Origin of the sequence: Pantoea sp. MBLJ3 (genome assembly GCF_000816655.1) — a bacterium.
Taxonomy (GTDB): Bacteria; Pseudomonadota; Gammaproteobacteria; order Enterobacterales; family Enterobacteriaceae; genus Pantoea; species Pantoea eucalypti.
This window is the reverse complement of the sequence record NZ_JSUT01000008.1, coordinates 126232-141045: the sequence shown is the minus strand read 5'-3', so window position 1 is coordinate 141045 and position 14814 is coordinate 126232. Positions and strand designations below refer to the sequence as shown.

At 56.7% G+C, this 14814-nt stretch carries 9 protein-coding genes and 1 rRNA gene; 6 read left to right on the top strand and 4 right to left on the bottom strand.

Features of this window, described 5'->3' with window-relative positions; genetic code table 11:
* Positions 1 to 48 precede the first annotated feature (48 nt).
* From rrf to aceK, 5 genes are all read left to right on the top strand, one after another.
* Positions 49 to 164: ribosomal RNA gene (rrf, locus tag NP77_RS14690) — 5S ribosomal RNA — on the top strand.
* A gap of 211 nt (positions 165 to 375) precedes the next feature.
* On the top strand, positions 376 to 1305 hold the full coding sequence (gene metA / locus NP77_RS14685; protein WP_003852776.1) for a homoserine O-succinyltransferase: 930 nt from the start codon (positions 376 to 378) through the stop codon (positions 1303 to 1305).
* Between the two features lie 262 nt (positions 1306 to 1567).
* Complete coding sequence (aceB, locus tag NP77_RS14680) at positions 1568 to 3166, top strand: malate synthase A (RefSeq protein ID WP_039660689.1); 1599 nt, start codon at positions 1568 to 1570, stop codon at positions 3164 to 3166.
* 17 nt (positions 3167 to 3183) lie between these two features.
* Positions 3184 to 4485 carry an isocitrate lyase gene (gene aceA / locus NP77_RS14675; RefSeq protein ID WP_003852771.1) on the top strand — a complete coding sequence of 434 codons (1302 nt, stop codon included), beginning with the start codon at positions 3184 to 3186 and terminating at the stop codon, positions 4483 to 4485.
* A 62-nt stretch (positions 4486 to 4547) separates the two neighbouring features.
* A complete protein-coding gene (gene aceK, locus NP77_RS14670) occupies positions 4548 to 6296 on the top strand; it encodes a bifunctional isocitrate dehydrogenase kinase/phosphatase (RefSeq protein ID WP_039660688.1) in 1749 nt (582 codons plus the stop codon).
* On the opposite strand, the gene iclR is transcribed toward aceK, so the two are convergent.
* On the bottom strand, positions 6271 to 7098 hold the full coding sequence (gene iclR / locus NP77_RS14665) for a glyoxylate bypass operon transcriptional repressor IclR (RefSeq protein ID WP_003852768.1): 828 nt from the start codon (positions 7096 to 7098) through the stop codon (positions 6271 to 6273). The genes aceK and iclR overlap by 26 nt on opposite strands.
* Positions 7099 to 7244: 146 nt before the next feature.
* Between iclR and metH the strand changes: the two genes are divergently transcribed.
* A complete protein-coding gene (gene metH, locus NP77_RS14660; protein WP_369700125.1) occupies positions 7245 to 10976 on the top strand; it encodes a methionine synthase in 3732 nt (1243 codons plus the stop codon).
* 281 nt (positions 10977 to 11257) lie between these two features.
* Here metH and NP77_RS14655 read toward each other — a convergent pair whose 3' ends face one another.
* Genes NP77_RS14655 through NP77_RS14645 form a run of 3 tightly spaced genes read right to left on the bottom strand, consistent with a single transcriptional unit; the run spans position 11258 to position 14735 of the window.
* Positions 11258 to 13348, bottom strand: coding sequence for a YjbH domain-containing protein (locus tag NP77_RS14655; protein ID WP_039660686.1), 2091 nt, complete (start codon positions 13346 to 13348; stop codon positions 11258 to 11260).
* The gene (locus NP77_RS14650) at positions 13348 to 14091 is read right to left on the bottom strand and encodes a capsule biosynthesis GfcC family protein (RefSeq protein WP_003852765.1); all 744 of its coding nucleotides are present in this window, start codon (positions 14089 to 14091) and stop codon (positions 13348 to 13350) included. The genes NP77_RS14655 and NP77_RS14650 overlap by 1 nt, the downstream gene beginning before the upstream one ends.
* Positions 14088 to 14735 carry a YjbF family lipoprotein gene (locus tag NP77_RS14645; RefSeq protein ID WP_003852764.1) on the bottom strand — a complete coding sequence of 216 codons (648 nt, stop codon included), beginning with the start codon at positions 14733 to 14735 and terminating at the stop codon, positions 14088 to 14090. Before NP77_RS14645 ends, NP77_RS14650 begins: the two co-directional genes overlap by 4 nt.
* Positions 14736 to 14814: the final 79 nt, after the last annotated feature.

The window sequence follows — 14814 nt, the reverse complement described above, 5'->3', positions numbered from 1 at the left end:
GATAATATATCTGCGCGGCCTTCACGGGCGGCGCGGAGACAGAATCTGCCTGGCGGCTTTAGCGCGGTGGTCCCACCTGACCCCATGCCGAACTCAGAAGTGAAACGCCGTAGCGCCGATGGTAGTGTGGGGTCTCCCCATGCGAGAGTAGGGAACTGCCAGGCATTAAATAAGTGAAGAAGCCCCGCACGAGAGTGCGGGGCTTTTTTACGTCTGCATTATTTTGCGTCTGCGCTATGTCCCTTTAACACTATCCCCCTTTAAGCTGAAACATTTTCATTTTCCGCATGAAACCTCGACATCTCACAACGATCAGGCTAATGTTGGGCATCCAGATGTCTAAACGTTTATATGGTTACGAGAGGTGAGCAGGTTATGCCAATCAGGGTTCCCGACGAATTACCGGCAGTGAATTTTTTGCGTGACGAAAACGTCTTTGTCATGACGTCGTCGCGCGCCAGTGTTCAGGAGATCCGACCGCTTAAAGTGCTCATACTGAATCTGATGCCGAAAAAGATCGAAACAGAGAATCAGTTTCTGCGTCTGCTTTCCAACTCGCCCTTACAGATCGATATTCAGCTGCTGCGCATCGACAGCCGCGAGTCACGCAATACGCCCACTGAGCACCTCAACAACTTCTACTGCAATTTTGAAGATATCCAACATGACAACTATGACGGCTTAATCGTGACAGGTGCGCCACTGGGGCTGGTCGATTTTAATGATGTTGCTTACTGGCCCCAGATTCAGCGCGTGCTGCACTGGGCAAATGAGCACGTCACCTCAACGCTGTTTGTCTGCTGGGCCGTGCAGGCGGCGCTTAATATTCTGTATGGCATTCCCAAGCAAACCCGACATAACAAACTGTCCGGCGTCTATGAGCATCAGATATTGCATCCTCATGCCTTACTGACCCGGGGTTTTGATGATAATTTCCTCGCACCACACTCTCGTTATGCTGATTTTCCTACTCAACTGATCTCGGATTACACCGATCTTGAGCTGTTTGCTGAATCGGAACAAACCGGTGCCTATCTGATGGCGAGTAAAGACAAACGCCTGGTATTTGTTACTGGCCATCCGGAGTATGACGCGCTGACGTTGTCTGGTGAGTATCATCGTGATTATGAAGCGGGTGTGAATCCGGAAGTCCCCTATAACTATTTCCCACAGGACAATCCGGCCCTGCCACCGCGCGCGACCTGGCGTAGCCACGGTAATCTGCTGTTCTCGAACTGGCTCAACTACTACGTTTACCAGATCACGCCATTCGATCTGCGTCGCATGAATCCAACGCTGGAATAGTCCCGCCCGAAGATCAACTGAACCGTGTTAGCCGATGGCAACACGGTTTTTTTTCGCCTGAAAAACAGCAATGAAAGTCGTTCCTTTAATAAATAAAACTTTAAATCTATATAAAACATCAGGATAGCTGGGTTAATGTATAAAAATGGAAATAGTTTTTGATTTAGATAAATAAATGCTTATGCTCTGATCCTGTAGCTCACAAAATAAACACCGTGTGGATCCGCTGCATTCGATCCTTTGAATACAGGAGAACGCCAGCATGACAGACTCAGTGATCAGCCCTGCGCTGAATTTCAGCCAGCCCTTTAGCCATGCCGAACAACAACAGTTAACGCCCGAAGCGGTTTCTTTTCTGGAAGCGCTGGTCGCACGCTTTGCATCGCAACGCAACGAGCTGTTGTTGGCACGCCAGCAGCGTCAGCAACGCTATGACCAGGGCTATCTGCCAGACTTCGATATGGAAACTGCTTCCATAAGAGAGGGTGCGTGGCGTATTCAATCCATTCCGGCCGACTTAGAAGATCGTCGGGTTGAGATCACCGGCCCACCGGATCGAAAAATGGTCATTAATGCCCTGAACTCAAACGTAAAAGTCTTTATGGCCGACTTTGAGGATTCGCTGTCACCGGAGTGGTCAAAGCTGATGGAAGGGCAGCTCACACTGCGCGAGGCGGTGCAGGGCACGCTGAGTTACACCAGCGACAAAGGCAAAATTTATCAGCTCGGCGCAAACCCAGCGGTGCTGATGTGCCGGGTTCGCGGTCTGCATCTGTCAGAAAAACATGTCAGCTGGCAGGGTGAGGCGATTCCGGGCGGGCTGTTTGATTTCGCGCTCTATTTCTTCCACAACGTCCGGCCTTTACTGGCCAAAGGCAGCGGGCCTTACTTCTATCTGCCGAAAACAGAGAGCTGGCAGGAGATCGCCTGGTGGCGTGAGATCTTCAGTTTCAGCGAGGATCAGTTCGATCTGCCGCGCGGTACGATCAAGGCTACCGTCCTGATTGAAACGTTACCCGCCGTGTTTCAGATGGATGAGATCCTGTGGAATCTGCGCGATCATATTGTGGGCCTCAACTGCGGCCGCTGGGATTACATCTTCAGCTACATCAAAACCCTGAAACAGCATGCGGATCGCGTTCTGCCGGATCGCCAGTCAGTCACCATGTCGCAGCCGTTTCTGGATGCTTACTCACGTCTGCTGATTAAAACCTGTCATCGTCGGGGAGCCTTCGCGATGGGGGGAATGTCAGCCCTGATTCCTGCTAAAGACCCAACACGTAATGCCTGGGTACTGCAGCGCGTGACGGAAGATAAACAGCGTGAGGCGGGCAACGGGCATGACGGTACCTGGATTGCGCATCCGGGCCTGGCAGACACCGCTATGGCGGTCTTCAATGCCGTGCTGGGCGACCGACCCAACCAGTTGCATGTTATGCGGGAAGAGGATGCACCAATCACGGCGGAGCAGTTACTTGCGCCCTGTCAGGGTGAGCGCACCGAAGCGGGGATGCGCGCCAATATCCGCGTCGCGCTGCAATACCTTGAAGCCTGGATCAGCGGTAACGGCTGTGTGCCGATTGACGGGCTGATGGAGGATGCCGCCACCGCTGAGATTGCACGCACCTCAATCTGGCAATGGATTCGTCATCAGCAAATCCTGAACAACGGCCAGCAGGTTACGGCCGAACTGTTTCTGCGCTGGCTGAACGAAGAGCTGCACCTGCTGCAAAACGCGCTGGGCGAAGCCCGGTTCAGCGCCGGTCGCTATGACGACGCGGCACAGCTGATGGCGCAGATCACCACCGAACGCGAACTGGTTTCCTTTCTTACCCTGCCAGGCTACCGCCTGATCCCCTGAACAGAGGAGCTATTGCCATGACACGTACTCAACAGATCGATCAACTGGAACAACTCTGGCAGACCGCACGCTGGGAGGGCATTATCCGCCCTTACAGCGCAGCAGAGGTGGTTAATCTGCGCGGCTCGGTTCTGCCTGCCTGTACGCTGGCAGAGCGCGGTGCCGAAAAGTTATGGGCGCTGCTGAACGGCGAGGCGAAGAAAGGTTACATCAACAGCCTGGGTGCGCTCAGTGGCGGGCAGGCACTGCAACAGGCCAAAGCGGGCATTGAAGCGATCTATCTCTCTGGCTGGCAGGTGGCTGCGGATGCCAATGTGGCAGGACAGATGTATCCCGATCAGTCGCTCTACCCGGTGAACTCCGTACCGGAAGTGGTGACCCGCATTAACCAGACGTTTCAGCGTGCCGATCAGATTCAGTGGTCCAGCGGCATTGAAGAGGGCGACAGCCGGCATACTGATTTCTTCCTGCCGATTGTTGCCGATGCTGAAGCCGGTTTTGGCGGCGTGCTCAATGCCTATGAGCTGATGAAGGCGATGATTCAGGCGGGGGCGGCGGCGGTCCACTTCGAAGACCAGCTGGCGGCGGTTAAAAAATGCGGTCACATGGGTGGCAAAGTGCTGGTACCGACCCAGGAAGCGATTCAGAAACTGGTAGCGGCACGACTGGCGGCCGATGTAATGGGTGTGCCAACCGTGCTGCTGGCTCGCACCGACGCCGACGCCGCTGACCTGATTACCTCAGACTGCGATGAATACGATCGTCCCTTTATCCGGGGCGACAGGACGGCAGAAGGCTTCTTCCGCACTCATGCCGGTATTGAACAGGCGATCAGTCGCGGACTGGCCTATGCACCTTATGCTGACATCCTGTGGTGTGAAACCTCAACACCAGATCTGGCGATGGCGCAGCGTTTTGCCGACGCTATTCATGCGCGTTTCCCCGGCAAGCTACTGGCCTACAACTGCTCGCCCTCGTTTAACTGGAAAAAGAACCTCGATGACCGCACTATCGCGCAATTTCAGCAGGCGCTCAGCGACATGGGGTATCGCTTCCAGTTCATCACGCTGGCAGGCATCCACAGCATGTGGTTCAACATGTTCGATCTGGCCCATGCCTATGCGCAGGGTGAAGGGATGCGCCACTATGTGGAAAAGGTTCAGCAGCCTGAGTTCGCGGCCCGCGATCGCGGTTATAGCTTCTCGTCACATCAGCAGGAAGTGGGCACCGGCTATTTCGATCAGGTGACCAACATCATTCAGGGCGGTAAATCCTCGGTCACCGCGCTCACCGGCTCGACCGAAGAGCACCAGTTCTGACGCTTTTTCTCTGATGGGTTCCCCGCCCGCACCATGCGGGCGGGCATTGACCGGAGCTGACTATGCCGCCACGCGAATCGCTGATTGCACACACTATCCTGCAGGGATTTGATGCTCAGTATGGACGCTTTCTGGATATTACTGCCGGCGCGCAGCAGCGCTTTGAGCAGGCAGAATGGCAGGCAGTGCAGCATGCCATGAAGGCTCGCATTCATCTCTATGATCATCACGTCAGCCTGGTTGCCGATCAACTGCGCGTGCTGAACGGTGCGGCAAGCTGGGATGCGATGTTCTGGCTGAGGGTTAAAGATCACTATCAAAGCCTGCTACCTGGCTATCCGCGGCACGAAATTGCCGAAAGCTTCTTTAATTCCGTCTATTGCCGGCTACACGGACATGCCGACCTGCAACCTGAACGGCTGTTTATCTTCAGCTCTCAGTCCCTGACCGCGCCGGTCACACCTCTGCGCCCCTTATCACGGCGTTACCAGCCGGAGCGGGGCTGGCGGGCATTGGTAGATCAGATACTGGAGGATCTACCGCTGACGCTACCGTGGCAGCACCGCGCGCGCGATGTGGGCTGGATTGTCCGCCACCTGGAGTCGCATTTTCCCCGGCTGAGCGAGGGCTGGCTCGAGGTCAACAGTGAACTCTTTTATCGCAACAAAACGGCCTGGCTGGTGGCGCGTCTGCATCTGCCAGCGAGTATCTTTCCCTGTCTGCTGCCGATCCAGCGGACGGAAACCGGCGAACTGTGGATCGACACCTGTCTGACGGATGTGAATGACGCCAGCATTGTCTTTGGTTTTGCCCGCGCCTATTTCATGGTGTATGCCCCGGTACCTGCGGCACTGGTCGCCTGGCTGCAACCCATTCTGCCCGCCAAAACGCTGGCCGAACGCTATATGGCGATTGGCTGCCAGAAGCACGGTAAAACGGAAAGCTATCGCGAATATCTTCAGGCGCTGGCAGAGAGTGAAACAGCCTTTGAGATCGCGCCTGGCGTGCGCGGCATGGTGATGCTGGTCTTCACGCTGCCGGGCTTTGACTGGGTATTCAAGGTCATCAGGGATCGCTTCGCACCGCAAAAAGAGGTGACGGAAGCACAGGTCCGCGCCTGTTATCAGCAGGTCAAAGAGCACGACCGCGTGGGGCGCATGGCAGATACCCAGGAGTTTGAACAGTTTGCACTGCCGCTGGCGCGCATCTCACCAGCGCTGCTGGCGGAACTCCACGCCTGTGTGGCAGAGAAGCTGTATATCGAAGGCGATCGCCTGATTATTCGTCATCTGTGGCTGGAGCGCCGTATGCAGCCGCTGAATCTCTATCTTGCCCAGGCCAGCCCAGCCGAGCGACGTCATGCCATTGAAGAGTATGGCAATGCCATTCGACAGCTGGCGGCAGCCAATATCTTTCCCGGCGATATGCTGTTTAAAAACTTCGGCATAACCCGTCATGGGCGGGTGATATTTTACGATTACGATGAGATCCGCCCGATGCAGGAGCTGAACTTCCGGGAGGTGCCCGCGGCACGCTATGAGGAAGATGAACTCAGTGCCGAGCCGTGGTACAGCGTGGGGCCAGACGATGTCTTTCCCGAAACCTTCCGCTATGCGTTATGCAGCGAAACCGCGACCGGCGCTTTGCTGCTGGAACTGCATCCGGAAATATTCGACGCCAGCTGGTGGCGCACACAGCAGCAGCGCATCGCGCAGGGCCATGTCGAAGAGGTGATCGCCTGGCGGCAGACGCAGCGTTTCAGCGTCTGCTATACGCCAGAGAGGGTTAGCGACCGCTGTACGCCAGCGTAACCTGACGCGCTTCGCGGATGACCAGCGCACCTAATTCCGTAATCCTGTCGTCTGTCATGCGGGCGATAGGGCCGGAGATGGAGAGGGCAGCAAACGCCTCGCCATGTTCATCATAGATGGGTGCAGCGACACAGCGCAGTCCGAGTGCATGCTCTTCATCATCCAGCGAAAAGCCCGCTTTACGCACCTGTGCCAGATTCTCTTTCAGACTCTGTGGCGACATCAGGGTTTTTGGCGTGTAGTAGTGCAATCCTTTCTGATGCAGCAGGGCAGTAATCTGTTCTTCCCCCAGATGGGCCAGAAAGGCTTTGCCTGCACCTGACGCATGCATCGGCAGCTTGCCGCCAATCGGTGCTGACATCCGCATCAGCTGGGTGCACTGCACCTGATCAATGATCACCGCCTGATAGTCACTGAGGTCCAGCACCGCCAGATTCACTGTTTCACCGGACTGCTCCATCAGGCTCCGCAACACCGGATGAACAAGCGCCAGCAGATTACGGCTTTGCAGGAAACTGCTGCCAACCACAAAGGCGTGTGCGCCAATCGTCCATAGCCCGAGATCGCCCACCTGGCGGACAAAGCCCTGCTGCTGCATGGTGCTGAGCAGGCGATGCGTGGTGGAGTTAGGCAAACCCGCCTGCTGCGCGAGCTCGGTCAGCGCCACGCTGCCATGTGAATCTGCAATCAGCTCCAGCAGCGTGAGGCCGCGCGTCAGTGATTGAACCTGACCGCCCGCGGGTGCGGCGACAGGGGTGCCGCGGGGTTTCTTACCGCGCTTAACAGGAACGGGCGTGGCCATTGTTGTCTCTCCTTTTGCATTGTGGAAATCATTTTCGTTTTAATCGCGCGGTTTGCAAACGCTGGTTTTCTGGTCAGACCTGTAAGGCGATGATCTGAAAATCTCTCAGGTGAGGTTACTTTGTCGCCAGACAGGGTTGTGCCAGAATGGAAAACAGGGTTTTCCGCCAGCAGACTGACGTGAATGGGGCAACAGTGAGCAATAAAATCGACGCGCTACATCAGCAGCTCGCACAACGCATTATGGTGTTGGATGGTGGCATGGGCACCATGATCCAGAGTTACCGGCTGGAGGAAGAGGATTATCGCGGCAGCCGTTTTGCTGACTGGCCCTGCGATCTCAAAGGCAACAACGATCTGCTGGTGCTGAGTAAACCGGACGTGATCCGCGAGATCCACGACGCTTATCTGGCTGCAGGTGCAGATATCCTCGAAACCAATACCTTTAACGCCACGTCGATTGCGATGGCGGACTACCAGATGGAAAGCCTGTCGGCGGAGATCAATTATGAAGCGGCCCGGCTGGCGCGAGCCTGCGCAGATGCGTGGACGGCGAAAACACCGGACCGCCCGCGTTATGTCGCGGGGGTGCTCGGCCCGACCAACCGCACCTGCTCGATCTCACCCGACGTCAACGATCCGGCTTACCGAAACGTCACCTTTAATCAGCTGGTAGAGGCATACCGCGAATCAACCCGTGCGCTGGTGGAGGGCGGTTCCGACATCATTATGATCGAAACGGTGTTCGATACGCTGAATGCCAAAGCCGCCATCTATGCAGTGCAGACCGAGATGGAAGCGCTGGGTGTCACGCTGCCGCTGATGATCTCCGGCACCATCACCGATGCGTCAGGCCGGACGCTCTCCGGTCAGACCACGGAAGCCTTTTACAACTCGCTGCGCCATGCCGAACCGCTCTCTTTTGGCCTGAACTGCGCGCTGGGACCGGATGAACTGCGTCAGTATGTGGCGGAGCTGTCACGCATTGCTGAAGGCTACGTGACTGCCCATCCTAACGCCGGTCTGCCCAACGCGTTCGGCGAATACGATCTTGATGCAGAGTTGATGGCGCAGCAGATTGGTGAATGGGCGACCTCGGGTTTCCTGAATATTATTGGCGGCTGTTGTGGTACGACGCCGAAGCATATAGCTGCCATGGTCGCGGCGGTTGAAGGTGTTGCGCCGCGTCCATTGCCGACGATTCCAGTGGCCTGTCGTCTCTCGGGTCTTGAGCCGCTGAACATCACCGCAGAGTCACTGTTTGTTAACGTTGGTGAGCGCACCAACGTCACTGGCTCCGCAAAATTTAAGCGGCTGATCAAAGAAGAGAAGTACAACGAAGCGCTTGAAGTGGCGCTGCAGCAGGTGCAGAGCGGCGCACAGATCATCGACATCAACATGGATGAAGGGATGCTCGATGCTGAAGCAGCGATGGTGCGCTTCCTGAATCTGATTGCAGGCGAGCCCGATATTGCCCGCGTGCCGATCATGATCGACTCCTCCAAATGGGAGGTCATTGAGAAAGGGCTGCAGTGCATTCAGGGCAAAGGGATCGTGAACTCGATTTCGATGAAAGAGGGTGAAGCCGCCTTTATCCACCATGCGCGGCAGGTCCGGCGTTATGGGGCGGCGATGGTAGTCATGGCGTTTGACGAAGTGGGCCAGGCGGATACGCGTGCCCGTAAAATTGAGATCTGCCGCCGTGCTTACCACATCCTCACCGAGCAGGTCGGTTTCCCGCCGGAAGATATTATCTTCGATCCCAACATTTTTGCAGTCGCCACCGGCATCGACGAACACAACAACTACGCCATGGATTTCATCGGTGCCTGTGAAGATATCAAGCGTGAACTGCCCCATGCCATGATCTCCGGCGGCGTCTCCAACGTATCGTTTTCATTCCGGGGCAACGATCCGGTTCGTGAAGCAATACACGCGGTGTTCCTCTACTACGCCATCCGAAACGGCATGGATATGGGCATCGTTAACGCAGGTCAGCTGGCCATCTATGACGATCTGCCGACAGAACTGCGCGAGGCGGTAGAAGATGTGATCCTTAACCGCCGGGATGATGGCACCGAGCGGCTGCTGGCGCTGGCGGAGAAATACCGTGGCGGCAAAAGCGATGGTGCGCAGGAAAAGCAGCTCGCCGAGTGGCGAAGCTGGGACGTGGTGAAGCGACTGGAGTATTCGCTGGTTAAGGGGATCACGGAGTTTATCGAGCAGGATACCGAAGAGGCGCGCCAGCAGGTGCCGCGTCCGATAGAAGTGATTGAAGGTCCGCTGATGTCCGGCATGAACGTGGTCGGTGACCTGTTCGGCGAAGGCAAAATGTTCCTGCCGCAGGTGGTGAAATCGGCACGCGTAATGAAGCAGGCGGTGGCTTATCTGGAGCCTTTTATCGAAGCCAGCAAAGAGGCGGGGCGCAGCAACGGTAAAATCGTGCTGGCCACCGTTAAAGGTGACGTACATGACATCGGCAAAAACATTGTCGGCGTGGTGCTGCAGTGTAATAACTACGAAATTGTCGACCTTGGCGTGATGGTGCCGGGCGAAAAAATCCTTAAAACGGCGCGCGAAGTGAATGCGGACATCATTGGCTTATCCGGTCTGATTACGCCGTCGCTGGATGAGATGGTCAATATGGCGAAAGAGATGGAGCGTCAGGGGTTTACCTTACCGCTGCTGATTGGCGGCGCGACCACCTCAAAGGCACATACTGCCGTCAAAATTGAGCAGCACTACAGCGGCCCGACGGTCTACGTGCAGAACGCCTCACGCACTGTTGGCGTCGTTTCATCACTGCTCTCCGCCACCTTAAAAGACGATTTCGTTGCCCGAACGCGCAAAGAGTACGAAACCGTACGCATCCAGCATGCGCGCAAAAAGCCGCGCACGCCGCCGGTCTCGCTGCAGACGGCGCGCGATAACGCCACGTCGATTGACTGGGAAAGCTACTCGCCGCCGGTGCCACACCGTCTCGGTGTCAGCCAGGTGGAGGCCAGCATTGCCACGCTGCGCCACTACATCGACTGGACGCCATTCTTTATGACCTGGTCGCTGGCGGGCAAATATCCCCGCATTCTTGAAGATGAGGTGGTCGGTGAAGAGGCGCAGCGTCTGTTCGCCGATGCCAATGCGATGCTCGACAGATTAAGTGATCAGTCACTGCTGAAACCGCGTGGTGTGGTCGGTATTTTCCCGGCTAACCGGGTCGGCGATGATATTCATCTCTACAGTGATGAGCGGCGCGATGAAGTGTTGTGTGTGAGTCATCACTTACGTCAACAGACCGAGAAAACCGACTTCGCCAACTACTGCCTGGCGGATTTTGTCGCGCCGAAAACCTCCGGAAAAGCGGATTATCTTGGCGCGTTCGCGGTGACAGGCGGACTGGAAGAGGATGCGCTGGCGGAGGCCTATGATCGTCAGCACGACGACTACAACAAGATCATGGTGAAAGCGTTGGCTGACCGTCTGGCGGAAGCCTTCGCCGAATACCTGCACGAGCGGGTGCGTAAGGTGATCTGGGGCTTTGCGCCCAACGAGAATCTCAGCAACGAAGAGCTGATTCGCGAAAATTATCAGGGGATACGTCCGGCGCCAGGCTATCCGGCCTGCCCGGAGCATACCGAAAAAGCCGCTATCTGGCGTCTGCTGGCAGTGGAAGCGCAGACCGGCATGAAACTCACCGAATCTTATGCGATGTGGCCGGGTGCGGCGGTGTCTGGCTGGTATTTCAGCCATCCTGACAGCCGCTATTTTGCCGTGGCGCAGATTCAGCGTGATCAGGTGGAAGATTATGCGGCACGCAAAGGGATGTCGGTTACGGAGGTGGAGCGCTGGCTGGCGCCGAATCTCGGCTACGATGCGGACTAAATAAAAAAAGCGGCCCGAGGTGGTTGATAAAGCCTGGTCCGCACTGCTGTGATACCGGAGCGGCGCAGGAAAGACGGTCAGATCGGAAAGGCGCTAAAGCCAGTCTTTGGCCGCTCGGCCCGCGCAATTACGCACCTCATCCCTGAGGTGCGCCCGCAAACGGACCAACGCGTTGCGTTGTTCAAAAACGCTCCTGGCGTTTTTTGCGTCTTTACGCAGGGCGTTTGCTCCCTGAGCCTGCTTCTGTAAACAGCGCTGAGCTGCCCGAAGGCCGCCTCTGCTTAGTTGAAGCGAGCATCGCGATCCGACGTCAGATCATACAGCTGGTACTTACGGCCCAGCATCTGACCACCATCACGCGTCAGCGGCACCCAGTTCACCTGCGCGCGACCACGCGTTGGTGTCACGGTGAACAGATCCATCGGGATGGAGATATAGAAGCCTTTGGTGAAGTCGCCTTCGCCATACTCTTCAGACGACACATTAGTTTTGGTAGCATAAACACCGACCATCACGCCGCTGTCGAAGCGCTTCGAGACATCAACCGTCACGCCTTTATCTTTCGCCAGATACTGACCGACGCTGGTTTTCACCAGTACATCCTGCATGAACCATGGACGCCAGTAGCCCGTCAGGTTGCCGGTTGCCGCTTTATAGCGGTTAAACTGCATCATATTGTCCCAGTCACGCTGACGAACGTAGTTGGCATCGACGCCCACCGCCCAGTTCGCATCGACCGGACGATAAAGCACCTCGCCACCCACGCCGCCGTACATCGTCTCCAGATAGCCGCCGTAAACCTGACCATAGAAGCCATTACCGAGCTGGCCCATATAGTTCGCCTGCAGATCGTTGACGTAGACATTGTTCTCAACGTAGTCGCGGATATGGGTACGCACGCGCGGCAGGGAAGAGTCCGCCGGTGCGCCGTTGTAGTTGAACTTGTCATAGTTGTTGGCGAGGTTACCAAACAGACTGCCGCCCACCAGCAGGTGGTCCGTCAGCCAGTAATCCGCGCTGGCCATCACGCCGACCTGATACATATAGAAGCTTTCCGGGCCGCCCACCGACTGATTCAGCACCGGCGACAGGCTGTAGTTCAGGCGATCTTTACGGATAAACATCCCCTGCTCAGTGGTACCCGGATCGACCGGTTCTTTGCGTGTCTGTTGCAGCGGCTTCTCATGGCCCAGCGGATAGCCTTCCAGATCGTTACGCAGGCTGGCGACTTTCGTCTCCGTGGTTACCTGCGGCATGTTAAAGCGCGACTCGGTGACATTGATCGTGTCGATGCCGTCAGGCAGGTGGTTCATGATAATGCGGTTAGCGCGATCCACCCCTTCACGGGTATCGCGATACTTCGTCTGCTCGCCTGACACATAGAGCGTATGGCCCTGAGTCTGAATACGCGGACCGTCGAGACCGGCGTTGTATTTCAGATCGGTCAGCTGAGAACCCACCACCGTCGTCTCCAGCAGTTTTGGCTGCGGCTGCGGATTGTAGGCCGGCTTCTCGCTGTCGATGTGCGCCTGGCGCAGATCGTTGAAGTTGGTTCGGATGGTGACACCAAACATAAAGGTATTGCCGCGTTCGTAGCTGGCGTTGATGTCGGCCCAGTCGGTCACACGATAGATTGCCCCAACGTTGAGCTTGCTGCGCTGATCAAGGCGGCCAGCAAAGTCATTCTGGTAGTCGTTGCCTTCATATTCCATCTTAAGGCGCAGCGGCTGCCAGGGCGTCTGATACTCCACGCCGCCAAACAGCGCCGTCGGACCATGGAACATCTGCGAGCCATTGATCGAACCCGCTTCGCCCACTTTCGGACGCTGACAATAGCTGTCGCTGTATGAGCAGAAGGGGTTCTTCAGCGTGCCGCTGTTGCCGAGGTAGCCCCAGCCGACGCCCAGCGTAAAGTCGAACGGCCCCCAGGCTTTGGTTCCCACCAGATATTCGCTGTCGAACAGGCCAGTACCGCCGAGATCGCGGGTTCCCACCGCCACCTCTGGCAGCCAGAAACCTTCCTGCCAGAGGCGCAGTTTCAAATCGAAGGCTTTATCTTTGTAGCTCTGTGTGCCGCTGAATTCTGATACCGCACTGTATTGACGGGTCCGCACGTCGGTATAACGCACCGTAGTTTCCAGCCAGGGGAAGAGCTGCAGTGAGGCAGAGTAGTAACGATACTGATCGTTGTCGCGGGCGTTGAGGCTGAATTCACCCTCTCTGGACATGCGCGCCGTCGGCACCTGCATCAGGCCAACACCACCGAAATCGGATTGTGAAGGACCCACCGGCGCGGGGAAAGTGTCAGCCTGCGCCTGACAGGCTGCCGCCACGGAAACAGCCAACAGGCTGAAGAGATAACGTTTTTTCATCAGTCTGGTATCCGGTGAGTCAGTACGGAAAGGATGCGATCGTTCAGGTCTTCATCACTGCCTGGCAGGCTCCATGACGAAAAGCCCAGCCAGATAACGCTGCCTGGCTCCACTTCCGCATGGCGGCGATTCCAGTAAGCAACCGGCACCTGCTGTGTGGCGCCTGAAGGGGCAATCACCGTGACAAAATTGCGTTCTGCCCCGGAGAGTGCGTCATGACCATCCAGATAGTCGCGTACTGATTTACCCGGCTGCCAGCTCACCTTGCCTGCGCCGCTCAGTGCGCCGAGCAGCAGCACTGAATCGGTGGGCGCCTGCAGATAGAGGTCATAGCTGCCTTCCAGCCGACGGTTGTCCGCCGGATGCAGACGAATCCAGTCCGGGTCAAGCGAAGTAAACTGGCGACCTGTCACTTTGATGGCGCTCAGCTGGCGAATCACCTCATCAATGGCCACCGCCCGATCGCCGCTGCTGTCGGCACGCCAGGCCCGTAACGCGCCCAGCGTCTGTTGATATTGCTGCCGGGCGACTGCGGTTGCGCCGCGCTCGGCAATAAAGGTACCGCGCCAGTCCGTGTTGACCTGCAGTGGAGGCAGGGTCACCAGCTGTGAGAGATCAGTGATCTGGCTCAGCTCAGCCTGACCGCCATTGTGCGGTGTATGGACAGTAACCTGCGCAGCAGCCTGCGCCCCTGCGACGCTGAACAGGCTCAGCCCGGCCAGCAAAATAGTGATTTTTTTCATGATTTCGCCGGCTTCAGAATAGTGATATCAACAGGGAAGGCATCGGCCGCCAGCATCTGATGGGCCTGCACCACATCGCCGCTGCTGTTATCGATCCAGAAGGTGTTTTCCCACTCGCGGTTACTGCTGTCGATGCTCACCTGCTCATGCCAGACACGACACGGGATGCGGTTGCCTGCAACCGTCAGCACCTCGTCGGTGCCGCGCTGGAAGGTTGAACGCACGGTCGCGCCGCGAACCTTACCCTGCTCGGTCCACTGCACGATGCGGGTCCAGCCAGCGCCGTTGCTGATATGCAGACTGTCAGCGAGCGGATCCTGTTGCAGATTGCTGACGCTCAGCAGGTTATCGGGTAAGCCCAGGGTTTTAACCAGACGGCCATGCTGTGTTACCAGCATCGCCTGATCCTGAGTGACCCATTTCTGCTGTCCCTGCTCGCTGTAGCCCAGCACCACAAAAATGCGCGGACCGTCATTCAGACGAGCGTAGAGACTGGCATAGGGGAGATTGTTGACCTGTTGATCGGTAACGGTGACGTCATCCGGACCGTTAACCGCAAGCAGCAAAGTCTGTTCAAGACCTTTTTGCGTTTGTGTACAGGCCTGCAGCAGCAGGCAAGCGAGCAGCAGAGGAAGTTGGCGCACTGTGTGTCCCTGATAAGTCATGCCAAAGTAAAAATAACCACACAGGCGTGTGGTTATGTTTAAAGGTGCTCTGCCCGTC